Source organism: Polyangium jinanense (genome assembly GCF_028435365.1).
This window is the reverse complement of sequence record NZ_JAGTJJ010000003.1, coordinates 419,574-438,027: the sequence shown is the minus strand read 5'-3', so window position 1 is coordinate 438,027 and position 18,454 is coordinate 419,574. Positions and strand designations below refer to the sequence as shown.

Here is an 18,454-nt window from a genome sequence, read left to right as displayed (position 1 = left end):
CCGCGATCGCCGTTCGCGCGAATGCATCGTTGACGCCCGGAGCCACGGGTGGTTCGGTGACGTATGACGATCACGCCCGCTGGCTCCGCCCAGGCCCTCGCCGCTGCCCTTCGTCATGATGATCCGAGCGCCCTCGGCGCGCTCCTCGACGACCTCCCCGCAGACAGCCCGCCGCTCGTGCCGATGGCCGTGTTGGCGAAGGCCCACCGGTCGCTCGATTTGCTCCTTTCACGGGGCTTTTCGGCCAACGAGACCCGCGTCGATCGTTTGGCTGGGCTCCACCTCGTGAACGACGCGAAAATGGTCCGGACGCTCGTGGCCGCGGGCGGCGACGTGAACCTCGCGTCGCCGAGCGGCACGCCGCTCCACCTCGCCGCGGCGAACGCAAGCCCGCCCGTCATCAAGGCGCTGCTCGACGCCGGGGCCGATCCCAACGCCACCCACGAACGCCACCCCACGATCGTCACCCCGCTCGAGGTCGCCTGCGAGCTCGGCCGCACCATGGCGGTGAAGGCGTTGCTCGCCCGACCCCCCGCGCACGCCACCTGCTTCTTCCTGACGGCCGGATTCGTCACGCGAAAAGGCAAAAAAGCCCTCGCCGTCCTCGACCTCCTCCTCGCTGCATTCGGCGCCGACATCGAGCCGCCCGCCGGCTACGATTTTCTGCTGCACATCGCCTCGAAGGCGGGATGTCTCGACGGAGTCGAGCGCTTGCTCGCGCATGGCGCGACGGTCGATCGCCCGGATCGTGAGGGGCGAACGGCCGCCCTCCTCGCGATTCACACGGCATTCGCTGGACTCTTCCCGCGGCCCGAGCACGTCGAGGTCTTCCGACGCCTCGCGGCCGCGGGAGCGAACCTCGATCAGCGCTTCGGCAATGTCACGCCGCGCCAGCTTGCCCGGCAGCACGGCATCACGCTGCCGTGAGGGGCCCTCATTCTCTCGCGGAGAGCACGTCGAATCCACGCCCGTAAAATGGGCCATATCGAGCCCATTCGTCGCCGACGTGATCGGCCCCGGAGGAGGGCGAGGCCGAAGCGCACCGGGGGAACGCTGCGAACGCGCTCCAGGGGTGTCAAGGCATGCCACGCCGTGCACTTCGGGTGTTCGGACGCTTCTTCTGCATGCGGGGAACGACACGAACGCCCCTCGGTGCACGCCCCTGCACGCCACGGCGTGCACCGAACCCCCTTCGTGCACGTCCCCGCACGCCACGATGGGCGCGAAGGGCCTTCGGTGCACGTCCCTGCACGCTCCGATCGACACGGAGCGCCTTCGGCGTCGACCTCTGCACGCAGGGACGGCGCCCGAACACCCTCTGCGTCCTCCGCGTCGTGCGGTTCGTTAGTAGCCTTGCCATCACAGGTGGAACGGACGTACGCTGCGCCGATGGACAACCCCCGTGAGGACACACCCACTGATCAATACCGCACACGCGGCGCATTCACGCTCTCGGCCATCCGGGCGGACGCCGAGACCCAGGGAATGGAGGCCGCCTTCGCGGTGGTGCAGGTCGAGCTGAAGGCCAGGCACCGCGAGCAAGAGGATCTGGAAGAGGCGGTCGAGGAGCACGAGGCCGTGATCTCCGGCTGCGACCGTATCGTCGATCGGATCGTCCGCTCCTTCGAGCTGCGCCTTCTCGATCTGTGCGACAAGAACCGGGACGACCTGCGATATCGTCGTTATTTCGCCGAAGGTCTACGCTCGGTGACGGAGGCCGACGCGCGCGAGGTCGAGCCCAAGATGGTCCGCGATATCCTCAAGGCCCTCGACGAGGACAAGGGCAAGCCCGGCATGAAGCCGCTCCACGAGGAATACTTCGCCAAGCTGCTCGGCGCCGTGGAGGCGGTCGAATTGGCGGACGCCGCGTGCACGAAGGTCGAGGAGGAGCTCGCGTTCCTGAAGGAAAAGACGATCCCCGAGGTGAAGCGCCGCTGGGTGGAGGAGCGAATCAAGCTGCACGCGGACCTGACGAAGAAATTCCCGAATGATGCGGCGCGAGTGGAGTCGTATTTCCGCCGGTTCGCGAAGCCGCGGAAGAAGAAGGGCGGGCCGGGCGAGGGTTGATGCCCGTGACGAGGAGCCGCGGGGAGCGCTTCGTTCTGTCGCTCGTCGCGGCTCTTTTGCACCCTTCTCCAAGCGCCCGTTGACACCGAATCAGAGGGCAGCACAACCGGAAATCGCGCAGTCGGGCGCAACTGTGGTCGGGAAGGGCAAACCGGGGACAACCAAAGTGGAAGTAAGGCGGCCATGACCATCGAACAAAGCAGAGTCGTGGATTGGCTTGGGATCGAGAAGGGCACAGGTCATGTAAGACTCACCGTCATCGACGATCTCGATTGGGTAGACGAACGGCGACACCTTCTGTTGCTGCAAGAAAAACTGAACACGTCTCTCGCGTTCATCGAGAGTGGGGAGGTGTTCCAGCGCCTCGCCGAGGACGTCGGGCGCGAAGTGGAGCATTCCACACCCATCAAGGTGTACATTCTTGCCAAATTTGCGGTCACACGCGAAGGCGAGGATTTTCTTGACTATGCCAAATCCATGTTCAAGGCCGCGGGGATCGACCTCATCTTCAAGCTGGTTGAGGTCCCGGGCTAGAAGCTTCAAGGAATCCCTGGAGCGTGCCAAGGCGCCGGCGGCGGCGTAGGGTGTACGCGTGGATGTCCTTGCGAGCACTCGATGAAAGCACCGTTCATTCATGTACAAAACCCGGCGCCCGAGGTCGGCCATGACGCGCTCCTTGACCTCGCCGCGTAGCTTGCCGCCGACCCGATCGGCCCCCGAAAAATAGACCCGGACGCGAATATTTGCCCGGAGAACGTAGGCGCCGAAGCTCGCTGGGAATGGGCTCCGGGCCGAATCTCAGGGCACGAGCCGCACGAATCCGAAATCGGTACCCGTTTCAGCGGAAAAACCTCGTCCGCCGAGCACGATCTTCCCGTCCGGCTGGAGGCCAATCCCATACGCCGCGAAATTGCCGGGGCGCCGCGGCACGATCGCCATGCCCGCATCGCCAAAGCCCGTGTCGAGCGCGCCGCTCGGGAGGAGCCGCGCGGCGAACATCTGCGCGTTCGTCCCGACGACCGTCCCGCCGCCAACGAGGATCGACCCGTCCGCGAGCACGACGACCGCCGGCCCCTCGAGCGCCGAGCTGATGACGGGGGCATTCGGGCCCGTCTTCACCGTGACGTACCCGGTGCCGCCGAAGGCCGAATCGAGCGCGCCACTTGGAAGAAGCCGCGCGACGCCGATCTCCTGAGAGTACTGGCGGTATCCGGTCACGACGACCTTCCCATCGGGCGCGACGGCCATCCGGTCGACCCACACGTTCATCCCTGGCGGCGCCGCAATGCCACCCTGGCCGAATGTCGTATCGAGCGCGCCCATCGCGTCGTACCGCAAGAACCTCGGACCGCCGTCAGCCGCGCCTCCGGCAAATCCGCCGACCAGGATCTTGCCGTCCGGAAGCTCGACGATCGCGCGAATCCCGCAATTGTAACCTTCTCCGAAATCGGCCACGACCCGCCCATCGCCGTCGAACGTCGTATCGAGCTGCCCCGCGGGTGTGTACCGGACAAGCCCCAGCTTGCACGTCTGAAAACCGCCCACGCTCCCGCCGACGAGGACGCGGTCCGCGGCGTCGACCGCGACCGTCCAGGCCGTCCAGCCGCTGCCCTGCTCGGCCGTCTCGTTCGCCACCCCGTTCGTCCCGAAGCTCGGATCGACCTGTCCCGTCGGATCGAGTCCAATCACCTGACTCGTCGTCGAAAGGTCCAGGCCCATCACGAAATGGTGCCCATTCGACGCACGGGCGAGGCCTCGCACGATCGACATGTCGTCGAGCAGGAGCCTCCCACCATTGCCGAAGCTCGTATCGAGCTCGCCGTCCGGCATCTGGCGCGAAAGCACCGCGCGGCGCGTGTTCGCTCGGATCATGGTGCCCGCCGCGACGATCTTCCCGTCGGGCTCGAGCACCATCTGCCCCGCGGCCTCCTTCGTCGCGCCCGAGTTCGCTTTCGCGATCCCGTTCGTCCCGAAAGACATGTCCTGCGCCCCGGACGACGACATGCGGCGCGCCGCCACGTCGACGAAATCCTCGGCATAGTTCGGCACGTTCGTCGCGAGCGCGATCGAGCCATCGGGCAGGAGCGCTTGCGCGACGATATCGAAAAAATTCTTGGAAACCCCGCCGTCCCCGAAGGTCGCGTCGAGGACGCCGTTCGCGGAGAAGCGCATCACGGCCCCCGTCGCTTCGTCGTGCCAGCCGCTCGCGACGATCCGGCTCGTCCCATCGACGTCGATCCGCGCGAAGCGGCCATTGGATTTACCTTTGAGCCGAACGAAGCCCGCGTTGCCGAAGCCCGCATCGATCGTGCCACTCGCGGCGAGGCGCGCCATGACGGCCTCGGTTTCGAACAATCCCGGCACCTCGGCGGATCCGGCGACGAGGATCCCGCCATCGTCGGTCGCCGCGAGCGCGAGCGCCGATTCGAACACGGGACCGAGCGGCACGACCTTCTCGCCGCCCGCGCCGAAGCTCGGATCGATCGCGCCGCTCTCCAGGAACCGGACGATCACGGTGTCGCGCGTCGCGTCGCTGCCCGTGAACCCGGCCGCGAGGATCTTGCCGTCCTTTTGCACGGCGATCTGCCGGTAATCGGTCGCCGTGGGGCCGAGCGTCTTCTGGATGCCTCCCATTCCGAACGCCGGATCCGGGCTGCCGTCGGCCCGAAGTCGCAGGAGGTACGGCGTGCCCTGCGGGGATTCGACGCCGTGAACGACGATCTTGCCGTCCGGCGCGAAGGCCACGCTGTTCATCGTCCGCGCCGGGGCGTGGAAGCTCGCGATGCCGCCCGCGCCGAAGGTCGGATCGAGCGCGCCGTCTTGCGTGCACCGAGCGGCGAAGAAGGTCGCGATGCCGAGGTCCGAGAACGCCTTCCCCACGATCACAATGCGCCCGTCCGGTTGCTCCGCGACCGCGTGCGCCTCGCCGCGGATGCCCACGCTCGCGAGCACCTTGCCGCCTACGCCGAAGCTCGTATCGAGCGCGCCGTCGGCGCCGAAGCGCACGAGGAGCGCCTCGCCGGCGGTCGTCGAGTTCGGGTCGGAGAACTCGCACGTCGTCCCCGCGAGCAAGATCTTTCCGTCGGCCTGCCGAGCCGCGGCGTAGACCCTGTCGCCGTTTCCGCCGACGAACCCGACCGTCGCGACGCCGTCCTTTCCAAACGTCTCGTCGAGGATCGCCGGCGGCGCCCCGCCGAAGCCGCCCGAGCCCGCGCCGCCGCCCGCCCCGCCGGCACCACTTCCGCCGGCACCACTTCCGCCGACACCACCGCTTCCGCCGACACCGCCGCTTCCGCCGACACCGCCGCTGCCGCCAACACCGCCGCTGCCGCCGCTGCCAGAGGAGGACGACGAGGACGCACCCGTCGCGTCCGGGTCACCCCCGCCGCAATGCATGGAGAGGAGCAACGACGCCACGAGGGCGCCGAGGAGAGGCACAGAGCGTCGGAAGGAAGGCATGGTGCGAGCGTACCCGAGGGCCGGCACGGGGCGGGAGGGGGGACGCGACGGAAGTCGCGCGAGGACTGCCCCAAGCCGTCCGTTTGCGCTACCTTGCGCGCCCCATGTCCCAGACCCGCGACCTCCTGCTCGAAATCGGCTGCGAGGAGCTGCCCGCTTCGTTCGTCGACGCCGCGCTCCGCGCGCTCCCCGATCTCCTGAAGAAACGCCTCTCGGATCTGCGCATCGCGCACGGCGCGATCCGCGCGCTCGGTACGCCGCGCAGGCTTGCCGTGCTCGTCTCCGGCGTCGCCGAGCGCCAGCCCGATCTCGAAGAAGAGGTCACGGGTCCGCCCGTCAAAGCCGCGTTCAAGGACGGCGTGCCCACGAAGGCGGCCGAGGCGTTCGCCTCGAAGATCGGCGGCTCCGTGGCCGACCTGCGCCGCGTCGAGACGCCGAAAGGCGAGTACCTCGTCGGCACGCGCCGCGAAGCCGGCAAGCTCGCCTCCGCGCTCCTGCCCGAGGCGCTCGCCCAGATCGCGACCGCGATCCCCTTCCGCAAATCGATGCGCTGGGGCGCGGGCGATTACGCATTCGGCCGGCCGATCCACTGGATCATCGCGCTCTTCGGCGAGGACGTGCTCGATGTCGAGATCGCCGGCGCCAAGAGCGGCCGCACCACCTACGGCCATCGCTTCCTCGCGCCGGGCGCGATCACCATCACCTCGGCCGCGATGTACGTCGACGCGCTCCGCGCCGCGCACGTGCTCGTCGATCCCGAAGAGCGCGCGCGGGTGATGCGCGAGCGGCTCCTCGAGGCCGCCGCGTCCGCGGGCGGCACGCTCATCGAGGACGACTTCCTCATCGAGGAGAACCTCTCGCTCGTCGAGGAGCCGCACGTGATCGTGGGCGGCTTCGGCAACGAGTTTTTGGAGCTGCCCGAGCGCGTGATCCTCGCGGTCGCCAAGGGCCACCAGCGCTACTTCGGCATGCGCGCTGCCGACGGCAAGCTCCTGCCGAAATACCTCTCGGTCGTGAACACCGCCGAGAACCCCGCGAACATCCGGCGCGGCAACGACAACGTCATGCGGGCGCGCCTCTCGGACGCGCGCTTCTTCTACCGCGAGGACGTCAAGATCCCCCTCGCCGATCGGCGCACGAAGCTCGCCGGCATCGTCTTCCAGAAGCGGCTCGGCACCATGCTCGGCAAGGCCGAGCGCGTCGAGCGGCTCGCGCGGGAGCTCGGGCTTTTGCTCCAGCTTCCCGAGCCGGCGATCATGGCCGCGGCGAGCGGCGCGCATGTCGCCAAGAGTGATCTCGTCTCGCTCATGGTCGGCGAGTTCCCCGAGCTCGAAGGCGAGATGGGGCGCGCGTACGCGCTCGCGCAAGGCACGGGCCCCGAGGTCGCCGACGTGATCCGCGAGCACTACCAGCCGAAAGGCGCGCAGGACGCGACGCCGCCCTCGGACGCGGGCGCGCTCGTGTCGATCGCGGATCGGCTCGACACCATCGTCGGCTGCTTCGCCATCGGCCTCACGCCGACGGGCGCGGCCGATCCGTACGGCCTGCGTCGCGCGTGCCTCGGCATCCTGCGCACCGTGCTCGATCGAGGCTTCGACCTGCGCCTCTCGGACGCGTTCCGCGCGGCGTACGACGGCTACGGCGGCGTCTCGCTCGACCTCGGGCCGGGCGAGCTCACGGACAAACTCGGCGACTTCTTCACCGAGCGCCTGCGCGGCCTGCTCGAGGCGAAGCTCCCGAGCGACGCGGTCGCGGCTGCGCTGCCCGTCGCGGCCGATCGCCCGCTCGACGCGCGGGCGCGGGCGACGGCGCTCGCGGGCCTCGATGCGGATACGCGTGCGCGGGTCGGCGAGGTCTTCAAGCGCGCCACGAACATCGCGAGCGGCGCGCCTGCGGGCGAGCCGACCCCGCCGCGGGCCGAGGATCATGCGAGCGAGAAGGCCGTGCACGACGGCTACCTCGCGCTTGCGGCGAAGCTCGTCGATCTGCGCCGCGCGGGCGACTACGCCGGCGCGCTGCGCGAGGTCGCGAGCTTCGCGCCGCTGCTTCACCGCTACTTCCTCGACGTGTACGTCATGACGGACGACATCCCCGTCCGCGAGAATCGCCTGCGCCTCATGCGGGCGATCAGCGAGACGTGCGCGACGCTCGCGCGGCTGGAGCTGCTCGGCGAACGGAAAGAAGCCTGACGGAAGGCCGTCCTTTCCTCTGCTATGGTTCGCGGGAGGCGACCGCTCCCGCATGAACCCCGACCTCGTCCGACTCGGATTCACCCCCCATTTCGCCGGCCATTTCGCCGCGCACGCCGCCGAGCATTCGGCCTCGCGGCTGCCTGCCCGCGTCGTCACCGAACACCGGGGCGCCTATCGCGTACACGACGGGACGAACGAGCGCTGGGCCGTGATCGCGGGCCGGCTCCGCCACGAGGCCGAGAGCCCGCTCGACATGCCCGCGGTCGGCGACTGGGTCGTCCTCGACGAGACGCCCGATACCGAAGGGCGCGCCGTCATCCAGGCGATCTTGCAACGCCGCACGGCCTTCGTTCGCCGCGCGGCGGGCCTCGACAAGAAGCCGCAGGTCGTCGCGGCGAACGTCGATCGGGTCTTCCTCGTGAGCTCGCTCAACCGTGATTTCAGCCCGCGCCGGCTCGAGCGTTACCTCGCGCTCGCCCGCGAGAGCGGCGCCGAGCCCGTCATCCTGCTCAGCAAAGCCGACCTCGCCGATCCCGGCCCCGCGATCGAGGCGGCCTCGGCCATTGCGCGTGGCGTGCCCATTCATGCGTCGAGCTCCCAGACGGGCGAGGGCATCGAGATCGTGCGTGACTACCTGCGCGACAACAGGACGGGCATCCTGCTCGGCTCCTCCGGGGTCGGCAAATCCACGCTGATCAACCATTTGCTCGGCGAAACGCGGTTCGCCACCTCGCCCATCCGCGACGACGACGACACGGGCCGCCACACCACGGTGCGGCGCGAGCTCGTGGTGCTGCCGACGGGCGGCATCGTGATCGACACGCCGGGCATGCGAGAGATCGGCCTCTGGGAAGCGAGCGCGGGCCTCGACGAGGCCTTCGACGACGTCGCGGTGCTCGCGGCGAGCTGCCGGTTCTCCGATTGCCGGCACGAAAAAGAGCCTGGATGCGCCGTGCAGAAGGCCATCACCGAGGGCGCGCTCTCGGCGGAGCGGCTCGCGAGTTATAAAAATCTTCAAAAAGAGGGCGATCGGATCGAAATGGCCAGCAACCCGCGCGCGCGCTCCGAGGAAATGCGCAAAAACCGCGTGCAGGCGCGCGCATTGCGATCGCATCTCCAGAAGAAGCGCGGCTGAGCCTCATTCGCTGCCCCTTGCGCTCGCCCCACGATCGAGGCGACCATACCGCCCATGCACGTTGCCTTCGTGGTGCACATGGTGAAGGGCTCCGACGCCGACACGCTCCTCTCGGAAGAGACCAAGCGCGATACGCAGGCCGTCGTGATGTCGCTCGAGGACGCCGGCAAGATGGGCTTCTCCACATCCGGGATCACGACGAAGCCCGGCCAGGAGGTGAACATCATCGTGGTCGCCCGCCGTGACGCGCAGTGGGTCCGCCGTCAGATCGAGGCCCACGATCACGTCGCGGGTTTCCACGAGGTCGACGTCAACCTCGCCTGAAGCGCTCCTACGCGAGGAACGACGACAAGAGCTCGGTGACACGCGCCGCGCCCTCGATGTGCGGCGTGTGCCCGAGCCCCGGCAACATCACGAGCCGCGCGCGTGGCATCACCGCCGCGGCCCCGATCGCGATCGGCGCGGGCAGCACGGGATCACGCTCGCCCCAGATTAGCAGCGTCTCCGCATCGATCCGTTTCAGATCCAACGAGCGCTCGTACGCAGGACCGACGAGCGGCAAGAGCGCGTCGAACGCCCGCACCGGCGGCGCCTTTCCTCCGAGCACGGCGAAGAGCTCGGCTTCGAGGCGCGCGAGGCGCTCTTCCCACGCATCCCCACGCGCATCCCGCGGCAAACCCAGCGCGACGAGCGTCCGGGCGATCCGCTCCGGCCCGAGCCGAAACAACGCGCGCGACCGCAAGCTCGCCCAGGGACCGAGCCCCATCGAAGCGACGAGCGCGAGCTTCGGCGGCCGCACATGCCCCCCGAGCACGAGCTCCAGCGCGACGAGCCCGCCCAGCGAATGCCCCACGATCGAAGCCTCCGCGAGGTCGAGCTCACGCACGAGCGCGGCGATCGGCTCGACGAAAAAACGCGCCGCCGCGTCGCGATCGTCGCCCTGAAACGGCGGCGACGACGAGTGACCGAACCCCGGCAGATCCACCGCGATCACGCGACGTGATCGCGCGACCTCCGCGAGCACCGGCGCCCAGATCGTCCCCGCATACCCCCGCCCATGCAGGAACAGCACCGGCGCCCCCTGCCCGCCTTCCAGCGTCCGCAGCGTCACCGGCGGCAACGCTCTTCGCTTGACCTCAAACGAATCGCCAAGCGCCGCGAGGATCTCCGACTCGACCGGGCCCGGCCGCGACACCACCGCGTGGATGTCCGTCACCGCTCGTCCCTCTTCCGCGCGAGCACACGCGTGTAGAGCTCGCGCCGCGGCCGGCCCGACACGAGCGCGAGCTCGTCGGCGATGTCCTTCGGACGCCGCCCGCGCGCGAGGTGCTCGTCGATGAGCCGATCGAGCTCCTCCTCGCCGACGAGCGGACCCTTCGGCGCCTCGCCCGGCCCGATCACGATCGTCACCTCGCCGAGCGTCTCGCGCTCCGCCGCGATACGCGCGAGCTCCGGCAACGTCCCGCGCAGGATCTCCTCGTGCACCTTCGTCAGCTCGCGCGCGACCGCGCCGGATCGGTTCGGCATGCTCGTCGCGAGATCGGCGAGCGTCTCGGCTGTGCGCTCCGGCGACTCGAAAAGCACCACCGACTCGGGCGTCGCGCGCACGAGCTCGAGCGCATCGCGCCGCTCGGGACCTTTCCGCGGCAGAAAACCGAGGAACCGAAACGCGCCCGTACAAAGCCCCGACGCCGAGAGCGCCGCCATCACCGCGCTCGGCCCCGGGATCGGCACGACGCGCACGCCGGCCTCGGCCGCCGCGCGCACGAGGTCCGTGCCCGGATCACTCACGACGGGCGTGCCCGCGTCGGTCACGAGCGCGACGTCTTCGCCCGCGAGGAGCCGCTCGACCACCCGCGCGACGTCGTGCGCCGACGCATGCGCATCGAGCCTGTCGATCGGCTTTCCCGTGATCCCGAGGTGCGTGAGCAGCCCGCGTGTCCGCCGCGTATCCTCGGCGGCGACGCGCGCCGCATCTCGAAGCGTCTCCGCCGCACGTGGAGACAGATCGCCGAGGTGGCCGATCGGCGTCGCCACCACGTAGAGCACCCCTCGCTCGGGCGCGTCGCTCACGGCCTAGCTCGCGCCGCCGACGGCGTCGCCGAGCTCCTCGCGCAGGTACTCGCGCAGCCTCGTGGTCAGCCGCGCTTCGAGCTGCCGCACGCGCTCGCGCGAGATGCCGAACTCGTCGCCGAGCTCCTGGAGCGTGAGCGGATCCTCGGCCGCCATGCGTTTGTCGAAGATGATGACGTCCTTGCCCTTCAGCGTCTCGCGGAACTTCGCGAGCCGCTCGCGCACCATCTCGTCCATCTCGTGCGACTCGAACGCGGCGTCCGGGCCGGTCGTGTACGAGGGCATGAGATCGATCCGCGACACCGAGCGACCTTCGCTGTCGCCGACGGGCGCGTCGAGCGACGCCTCGCCGCTCGACAGCCGCCGATCCATGTCGACGACCTCGCTCTCGTCCACGGAGAGCCGCCGCGCGATCTCGCCCGCCGTGGGCTCGATGCCCATCGCCGAGAGCCGCGCCTTCTCCTTGTTCAGGTTGAAGAAGAGCTTGCGCTGGGCCTGCGTCGTGCCGAGCTTCACGAGCCGCCAGTTGTTCAGGATGAATCGCAGGATGTACGCGCGGATCCACCACGCCGCGTACGAAGAGAGCTTCACGCCGCGATACGGATCGTAGCGCTTCACGGCCTGCATCAGGCCGATGTTGCCCTCCTGGATGAGGTCCATGATGTTCTTGTAGGCGCGGCGATACTCGTACGCGAGCTTCACCACGAGCCGGAGGTTCGCCGTCACCAGGCGCGCGGCCGTCTTCACGTCCTGCGTCTCGGCGTAGTGCCGCGTGAGCTTCTGCTCCTCCTCGGGCGTGAGCAGCGGATGACGCTGCACCTCGCGCAGGTAGGCCTGCAGCGGATCGGTGCGCGAGATCGCGCTGTCGCCGCCGCCCTTCGACGCGCCCTTGCGCTCCACGAGGGGGAGTTTGTCCAGGGATCCCGCGTCCGCGTCCTCGTCGACGACCTCGAAGTCGGCGTCGACCACCTCGCCATCCGCGCCCTCGGGCTCGGCCGCGTGGTCCTCGTCCTCCGCGGCGCCGTCCGCGCCCTCGGCCGGCTCGGCGCTCGTCGCAGACGCCTGCCGCTCGGCTTTCGACGCAGCGGACGCCTCGCCCTGCTTGCCTCGCTTGGTCGCCCCGCCTGCCGAGGCTTTCGTCGTCTTTTTACCCGGCTCGGTCTTCTTGGTGGCCACCCGGTACCTCTTGCGGGCAATTTCTTAGTACACGTGGCCTGCCTCGCGCCACCTGTGGTTCGCCGCCCCGCAGGAACGTGCTAGAGCCCCCCTTGCGTGAGCACTTCCGCGCCGCCTCCGCCCCCGTCCGCGCGCAAGCGCACGCTTCGGCCCTGGTACCTCGTCGCCGCGATGATCCTCGCATGGCTCATCGGCGTGCAGGGCCTCTCCGAGGCGTTCGCGACGCTCGTGTACCTGCGCGAGGGCAACTTGCCCGACGTCGCGACCTTGACCTCGTCCATGAAGGACGCCGCCGAGCCGATCGAGGCGCTCATGGCCCTCCAGGAAGCCGCGCGTTTGCGCACGCTCGGCGAGATGGGCTACCTCGCCTTCCCGCTCTTCGCGGGCCGCTTTTTGCTGTCCGTGCTCCTCGTCATCGCGAGCGGCATGGCCATGAGCGGCAGGCCCGGGGCGCGCGCGCTCGCCATCCAGGCCCTGCTCGCGAACGCCGCGCTCGCGACCTTGACGTTCTGGCTCTTGCGTGACGCGCGGTACGCGTGGGTCGACGCCGTCGTGCGCGTCAGGGACGTCCTGCCGGCGCTGCCCGAGACCACGCCCGCGGATCAACGCGAGGCCTGGCCGCTGCTCCTCGACCGGCGCCTCTGGCTCTGGCTGCCGCGCGTCCGGCTCATCCTGTTCGACGTAGGGGCGCTCGTGCTCGCGACGATCACGCTCACGAGCCCACGCACGAAGGCCTTCTTCGAAGCGGTCGCGGCCGCCCAAGAGCAGACCGAGGACTCGTGACCGAGCCGCCCGGGCGTGTCCACGTTCTTCCGGACGACCTCGCCAACCAGATCGCCGCCGGCGAGGTCGTCGAGCGTCCCGCGAGCGTGGTGAAGGAGCTCGTCGAGAACGCGCTCGACGCCCGCGCGCGGAGGATCCGCGTCGACATCGAGGGCGGCGGCGTCGTGCTCGTGCGCGTCACCGACGACGGCAGCGGCATGGATCGCAAAGACGCGACGCTCGCCGTGCTCCGCCACGCCACGAGCAAGATCGGATCGATCGACGACCTGCGCCGCATCCAGAGCTTCGGCTTCCGCGGCGAAGCGTTGCCCTCCATCGCCAGCGTCAGCCGCTTCGCGATGCGCACGCGCAAGCACGAGGACGACGAGGGCACGCTCGTCCGCATCGACGGCGGAAGCCCCGCCGACGTCGGCCCGTGCGGCGTCGCGGCGGGCACGAGCATCGAGGTGCGCGACCTCTTCTTCAACGTCCCCGCGCGGCGCAAATTCCTGCGCGCCGTGAGCACGGAGAGCGCGCACGTCACCGAGGTCGTCGAGTCCGCGGCGCTCTGCCGCCCCGACGTCACGCTCGTGCTCGCGCGTGATGGGCGCGTCGCGCGCGAGTGGCTGCGCACGCAGAGCCGCGAGGAACGCGCGCGCGACGTGTTCGACGACGAGCCCCTCGCGCCATGCCGGGGCGAGCGCGGCCCCATGACCGTCGAGGCTTTCCTCTCGCGACCCGAGCGAGCGCGCGCGGGCGCGACGCGGCTTTTGTTTTTCGTGAACGGCCGTCCCGTCAAGGACCGCACGCTCGCGCGTATGGTCGCGAATGCCTACGGCAGCGTGCTCGAGCCGGGCCGGTATCCCGTCGGTGTCGTCCACCTCGACCTGCCGCCCGATCTCGTCGACGTGAACGTGCACCCGCAGAAGGCCGAGGTCCGCTTCGCCGACGGCCGTGCGATCCAGGACGCGCTTTACAAGATCATCGCGGCGCCCCTGGCCCGCGCTTTCGGTTTGCCCGCGCCCGGCGCCTCGCCGTGGGCGCATTACCACAAGAATCGCGCCGAAGAGCGCAGCCTCCCGCCCGAACCCTCCACGCCCCCGCCCCCGGCGACGGCCTATTTGCCCGGGCTCTTCGGCAAGGGCCCCGCGCCTGCCGCTGATGCCTCGGCCCCGGCTCCCTTCGGTCAGCGAAAACAAAAGCCGATCGACGAGGCCACGCCGCCGCTCACGACGTGGAATGGCTCCGGGGAGCTGCCTCCGCTGGAACATCGGAATGCTCATTCTGGACAAACCATTCCTTCCGAACCGGAGCCGGACCCGTGGGGGCTCGCCGCGGATACGCCTCCGCCGGCGCCACCACAGCCGATTCCGACGACGCCCGCGCCGCCGCCGATCGCCGCCCCACCACGCCCGATGCCGTATCCGACGGCGGAAGAGCGTACGCAGACGGCCGAGCGACCGGGCGCCTTCAGCGGGCTCTCGTTCGTCGCGCAGGTCCGGCGCACGTTCCTCGTTTGCGAGGGGCAAGACGGGCTCTTCGTCCTCGACCAGCACGCGGCGGCCGAGCGCGTCACCTTCGAACGGCTCCGCCGCGCCTACGAGACCCGCGCCGTCGCCTCGCAGCGGCTTTTGATCCCCGAAATGGTCACGGTCACGGCCGAGGAGGCGGCGATCATCGAGGAAGCGCAGGACGCGATCAGCCGCACGGGCCTCGACGTCTCCATGCGGGGCATGCGCGACGCGGCGATCACGGCCGTCCCGCAGATCCTCGCCGCCCGCGCCACGCCCGCCGACCTTCTGCGCGACTTGCTCGCCGAGCTCTCGCGCGTCGGCGAACGCGCGTTCTCCGGCGCGATCGACCTCGCCCTCGCCACGATGGCCTGCCACGGCTCGATCCGGGCCGGCGACGCCGTCTCCAAGGAAGAAGCCGAAGCGCTCTTCCGCGCGCTCGACGAGGTCGATTTCGCCGGCCATTGCCCGCACGGCCGCCCCGTGGTCATGCGGATCCGATGGTCGGAGCTCGAACAGAAGGTCGGGCGGCGCTGACCGGGCGCGCCTGAACGAAGATCGAAGCACTTCCGCGCATTTAGCGGAGGCCCACGTTTTTTCTGTTGTCCCCGGCCGGGGGCCGTCGCCCATGGAGGGGAGGGCAACCGATGACACACGTGATCGCTGCGGGACGGGTCCACGGGTGGGGGGCGCTCGAAGAAACGCCTCGAAAACTCGGCCCGGACGAACGCGCCAAGGAGGCGCTCTCGTGCGGGGATCGCCGCGCTGCGCTCGTCATCCTCATGCAGGAGTACGGCGCCGCCATCCACCGGTATTGCCACAAGGTGCTCCGGAGCCGCCCCCTCGCCGACGACGTGCACCAGCTCGTCTTCATCCAGGCCTTCGAGGATCTCGACACGTTCTCCGGCTCGAACGGATTCCGCCCGTGGCTTTACGCCATCGCGAACCACCGATGCCTGGACGCCTTGAAGGCGAACCGAAGGTGGTTTTCCCGCTTCGTCTTCGGCGAGGAGCCGCCCGAAGAAATGGACGCATCGCCGTCGGCGGAAACGCAGGTGGCCGCGCGTGACCTGCCCGGGGCGCTCGAAGCTTGTCTCGGCAAACTCAAGCCGCACGTGCGCATCGCCGTCGTGCTCCGTTATCAGGAAGGTTTTTCGTACGAGGAGATGTCGCGCATCTGCCACGAAAGGCCCGCCACGCTCCAGGCGCGCGTCGCCCGCGCCATGCCCTTGCTCCGTCATTGCCTCGAGAACAAAGGGGTCGATCCGCGATGAACACCATGGCTCTCTGCGACCGCTTCGAGCGTGATGGAATCCTCCAGATCGAGCGGGGACAGCCGCTCGACCCGCATTTCGACGATTGCACCGTCTGCACGACCGCGCGTCGCAAATACGAGCGTATCCTCGCGGCGCTGCCCCACGCCGAGCCCGAAGTGCAGCCGCCGATCGGGTGGCAGGCGCGCGTGCTCCGCGCGAGCGACACGCGGGAGAACCCGGCCCGGCAGAAGGCGCCCGCGTCGCGCCCGATCGCGCCGGAGATCGCCTTTTCCTTCGGCGTCGCGGCGCTCGTCATCGCGGGCGGCCTCGGCGTGGGCCGCCGCGACGTGGCCGTGGACGTGACGGGCGAGCCCGTCGTCGAGCCGAAGGTCACGGTGCTCGAAAACGCGCCGGACACCGTTTTGCCCACGCCCGAGCTCCCCGCGCCCGAATCCCGCGCGCTCGCCGTGCCGACGGGCGACGGGAACGAGAACGCGGAGCCCCCGCGCGCGCCGAAGCCCGTCGCGCCCGCGCCGCCGAAGGCGCCGTCGAGGCAAGAAGAGCCCGCCCCGTCGCCCGCGCCCGAAACGCGCGCCGAGCCCGAGACGCGCACCGAGGTAAAGGCGCCTTCCCCGAAGCCCGCACCAAACGTCGCGCCGGCCCCGACGCCGACCCCTGCGCGCAGCAGCTACGTCCCGAAGATCGTTCGTCCTGCCAAGCTCAACGGGTTCGATTTGAAGTACCCGCGAATGGCCCTGCTGGCGCGCGTCCAGGGGGAGGTCAGCGTGCAGTGCACGATCCGCTCGGACGGGAGGAACACGAACTGCAGGATCCTGCGGGGCTTGCCTTTCCTGGACGAGGCGATCCTCCAGGCCTTGAGCGCGAGCCGATCCGATCCGATCACGGTCGACGGCAGGCCCGTCGACAACAGCGATCACATCTGGCTCATCTCGATCGTCCTCCGGGACCCGCCCGATCCAGTGACCAACTCCCGCGGCATGCCCATCGTGCGCTTCAAGACCGGCATTTGACGCCCCACGCGCTCCCGAAGCGCGATACCATGGACGCCATGTCCCTGCGCCTCCTCCTCGCCGTGATCCCCTTCGCCGCCGCCTGCACGGGCGGCTCGTCCGAGCCCGTCAAAACGCCCGAGGCCGGCACGGGCAAGGACACGACGACCGACGCGCCCGCGGGCGCCCGGGTCGCCGCGAATAGCCCCCTCGCGGGCAAGGACGAGCGGTTCGGCACGGTCCGCGCGTTCGCGGGCGACGATCCCGGAAAGACCGTGGCCATTTCGGGAAAACGCGCATGGACCGTGGGCCCGGGCGAGTCCTGGACCATCAGCCTCTACGAATTCGTGCGCGCCGACGGCACGAAAAACGTCTTCAAAAGCCCCACGGGCGAGCCCGATTTCGCGATCCCCGGCGCGTATACGCTCCCCGCGGCGCCGGCGCGCGGCCTCGCGAAGGGCGCGTTGGTGCTCGTACCCGTGGAGCAGTCGACCGCGTGTGGTCGTGTCCTCAGCGCCTCCGAGACCGAAATCAAGGTCGCGCACCTCTTCGACACGAAGAGGACCGAAAAAGCATGGCAACCCGACCAGGTCTTGCCGCTCGATGGCAAGCTCGCGTTCGCCGCGCCCGTGGCTTACAAGCAGCAGCCCGATGCGAAGGCCTGGACGCTCGGCACGCTCGTCTACACGGACGGCACGACGGCCTGGCTCCAGGGCGCGACGCGGGTGCCTGCCGCCCAGGTAAAGCCGCTCGACGTCGTCCGCGCATACAAGGCCGGGGACAAGGTTTTTGCGGTTCCCGTGGATTCGGATACCTTCGTGGCCGCGACCGTCACGAAGATCGTCGATGATGGCCTTCAGTACGAGATCAAAACGCAGGACGGCGCGACCAAGCTCGCCGATGTCTGCGCCGTGACCCCGTCGCTCTGACGCTGCCGCTAACGCCGGTTTGGCACGATGAACCCTTGCGGGTCGAGCGAGACCACACGTTGCTTCAAGAGGTGCCCGATGGCCCGCTTGAAGGCCTTCTTGCTGAGCTGAAACAGCGATCGGATCTGGTCCGGGCTCGACCGATCGCCGACACGCGGCGCGCCCGGACGCTCGATCACCGCGAGCACGCGCGCCGCGTCGTTTTCGATTTCCTCGTGCGCGTGCCCGCGGAGCGAAAGCTCGACCTTGCCGTCGGGCAGGATGTTCGCCACGCGGAAACGCGCCGCTTCCCCGCGCGAGAGTCGATGCGGCTCGTATGCCGGGACCAACCCGACGACTCGCCGTTCCAGAATGACGAACAATCCGATGTCGGGGTCGTTCCGCCACGCCTCCCCGTCGATCCATTCGTCGAGATCGTAATCCCCCTGGTCCCGCAAAAGCTCGCTCACGCGCATCGTCCCGGCGAGCCGCCCCCGATCGTCGAGAAACAAACCAATCGGGTGCCGCTCGCCCACGTGCACGTCGCGCGTCTGCTCGGCGTACGGAACGAGCAGCTCCTTTGGCAGGCCCCAATCGAAGAACGCGCCGTACCGATTGACGTCCGTCACCTTCAGGAAGGCGACCTCGTCGAGCGTGACCTTCGGCGTGCGTAACGTCGCGACGGGCCGCCCTTCCGAATCGAGGTAGACGAAAACGTCGAGCTCGTCCCCCTCTTTCGTGCCCTCGGGGACCTCGCCCCGCGGCAGCAGCACGACCTCGGCATTCGGGCGCAGGTCCCTCGAATCGACGGCGAGAAACGCGCCCGGCGGCCCCAGGCGCCGCACGGGCAGGTTCACGAATCGGCCGAGGAGATCGTCGTAGGGCATGCGGTTCGTCGCGAACGG

Annotated in this window: 16 protein-coding genes; 11 read left to right on the top strand and 5 right to left on the bottom strand. The window is 69.3% G+C overall.

The window, feature by feature from the left end:
* Positions 1-63: 63 nt before the first annotated feature.
* From KEG57_RS10930 to KEG57_RS10920, 3 genes are all read left to right on the top strand, one after another.
* The gene (locus tag KEG57_RS10930; protein WP_272419657.1) at positions 64-927 is read left to right on the top strand and encodes an ankyrin repeat domain-containing protein; all 864 of its coding nucleotides are present in this window, start codon (positions 64-66) and stop codon (positions 925-927) included.
* A 462-nt stretch (positions 928-1,389) separates the two neighbouring features.
* Positions 1,390-2,067, top strand: a complete 678-nt coding sequence (locus tag KEG57_RS10925) for a hypothetical protein (protein WP_272419655.1) — start codon at positions 1,390-1,392, stop codon at positions 2,065-2,067.
* Positions 2,068-2,250: 183 nt separating this feature from the next.
* Positions 2,251-2,601, top strand: a complete 351-nt coding sequence (locus KEG57_RS10920) for a DUF6572 domain-containing protein (RefSeq protein ID WP_272419654.1) — start codon at positions 2,251-2,253, stop codon at positions 2,599-2,601.
* 264 nt (positions 2,602-2,865) lie between these two features.
* On the opposite strand, the gene KEG57_RS10915 is transcribed toward KEG57_RS10920, so the two are convergent.
* The gene (locus KEG57_RS10915) at positions 2,866-5,526 is read right to left on the bottom strand and encodes a hypothetical protein (RefSeq protein ID WP_272458434.1); all 2,661 of its coding nucleotides are present in this window, start codon (positions 5,524-5,526) and stop codon (positions 2,866-2,868) included.
* Positions 5,527-5,630: 104 nt separating this feature from the next.
* On the opposite strand from KEG57_RS10915, the gene glyS reads away from it, so the two are divergent.
* The 3 genes from glyS to KEG57_RS10900 are packed head-to-tail and all read left to right on the top strand — an operon-like array spanning position 5,631 to position 9,177.
* Complete coding sequence (gene glyS / locus KEG57_RS10910; protein ID WP_272458433.1) at positions 5,631-7,715, top strand: glycine--tRNA ligase subunit beta; 2,085 nt, start codon at positions 5,631-5,633, stop codon at positions 7,713-7,715.
* A 52-nt stretch (positions 7,716-7,767) separates the two neighbouring features.
* Positions 7,768-8,853 (top strand): ribosome small subunit-dependent GTPase A, encoded by a 1,086-nt coding sequence (gene rsgA / locus KEG57_RS10905; protein ID WP_272458432.1) that lies wholly within the window; start codon positions 7,768-7,770, stop codon positions 8,851-8,853.
* Positions 8,854-8,907: 54 nt separating this feature from the next.
* Positions 8,908-9,177, top strand: a complete 270-nt coding sequence (locus KEG57_RS10900) for a hypothetical protein (protein ID WP_272419650.1) — start codon at positions 8,908-8,910, stop codon at positions 9,175-9,177.
* Between the two features lie 7 nt (positions 9,178-9,184).
* On the opposite strand, the gene KEG57_RS10895 is transcribed toward KEG57_RS10900, so the two are convergent.
* Genes KEG57_RS10895 through KEG57_RS10885 form a run of 3 tightly spaced genes read right to left on the bottom strand, consistent with a single transcriptional unit; the run spans position 9,185 to position 12,102 of the window.
* Positions 9,185-10,069, bottom strand: a complete 885-nt coding sequence (locus tag KEG57_RS10895) for an alpha/beta fold hydrolase (protein ID WP_272458431.1) — start codon at positions 10,067-10,069, stop codon at positions 9,185-9,187.
* Complete coding sequence (gene rsmI / locus KEG57_RS10890; protein WP_272458430.1) at positions 10,066-10,926, bottom strand: 16S rRNA (cytidine(1402)-2'-O)-methyltransferase; 861 nt, start codon at positions 10,924-10,926, stop codon at positions 10,066-10,068. Before rsmI ends, KEG57_RS10895 begins: the two co-directional genes overlap by 4 nt.
* A 3-nt stretch (positions 10,927-10,929) precedes the next feature.
* Entirely contained in the window at positions 10,930-12,102 is a 1,173-nt protein-coding gene (locus tag KEG57_RS10885; RefSeq protein ID WP_272419647.1) for an RNA polymerase factor sigma-32, read from the bottom strand.
* A 96-nt stretch (positions 12,103-12,198) separates the two neighbouring features.
* On the opposite strand from KEG57_RS10885, the gene KEG57_RS55550 reads away from it, so the two are divergent.
* The 5 genes from KEG57_RS55550 (at position 12,199) to KEG57_RS10860 (ending at position 17,570) form a co-directional block, all read left to right on the top strand.
* Positions 12,199-12,885 (top strand): hypothetical protein, encoded by a 687-nt coding sequence (locus KEG57_RS55550; protein WP_272419646.1) that lies wholly within the window; start codon positions 12,199-12,201, stop codon positions 12,883-12,885.
* Positions 12,882-14,912, top strand: a complete 2,031-nt coding sequence (gene mutL, locus KEG57_RS10875) for a DNA mismatch repair endonuclease MutL (protein ID WP_272419645.1) — start codon at positions 12,882-12,884, stop codon at positions 14,910-14,912. The genes KEG57_RS55550 and mutL overlap by 4 nt, the downstream gene beginning before the upstream one ends.
* A gap of 110 nt (positions 14,913-15,022) precedes the next feature.
* Positions 15,023-15,649 (top strand): RNA polymerase sigma factor, encoded by a 627-nt coding sequence (locus tag KEG57_RS10870; RefSeq protein WP_272419644.1) that lies wholly within the window; start codon positions 15,023-15,025, stop codon positions 15,647-15,649.
* Positions 15,646-16,662, top strand: a complete 1,017-nt coding sequence (locus tag KEG57_RS10865) for an energy transducer TonB (protein WP_272458429.1) — start codon at positions 15,646-15,648, stop codon at positions 16,660-16,662. Before KEG57_RS10870 ends, KEG57_RS10865 begins: the two co-directional genes overlap by 4 nt.
* Before the next feature lie 38 nt (positions 16,663-16,700).
* Entirely contained in the window at positions 16,701-17,570 is an 870-nt protein-coding gene (locus tag KEG57_RS10860) for a hypothetical protein (RefSeq protein WP_272419642.1), read from the top strand.
* A gap of 8 nt (positions 17,571-17,578) precedes the next feature.
* Here KEG57_RS10860 and KEG57_RS10855 read toward each other — a convergent pair whose 3' ends face one another.
* A complete protein-coding gene (locus KEG57_RS10855) occupies positions 17,579-18,436 on the bottom strand; it encodes a CvfB family protein (RefSeq protein ID WP_272419641.1) in 858 nt (285 codons plus the stop codon).
* Positions 18,437-18,454: the final 18 nt, after the last annotated feature.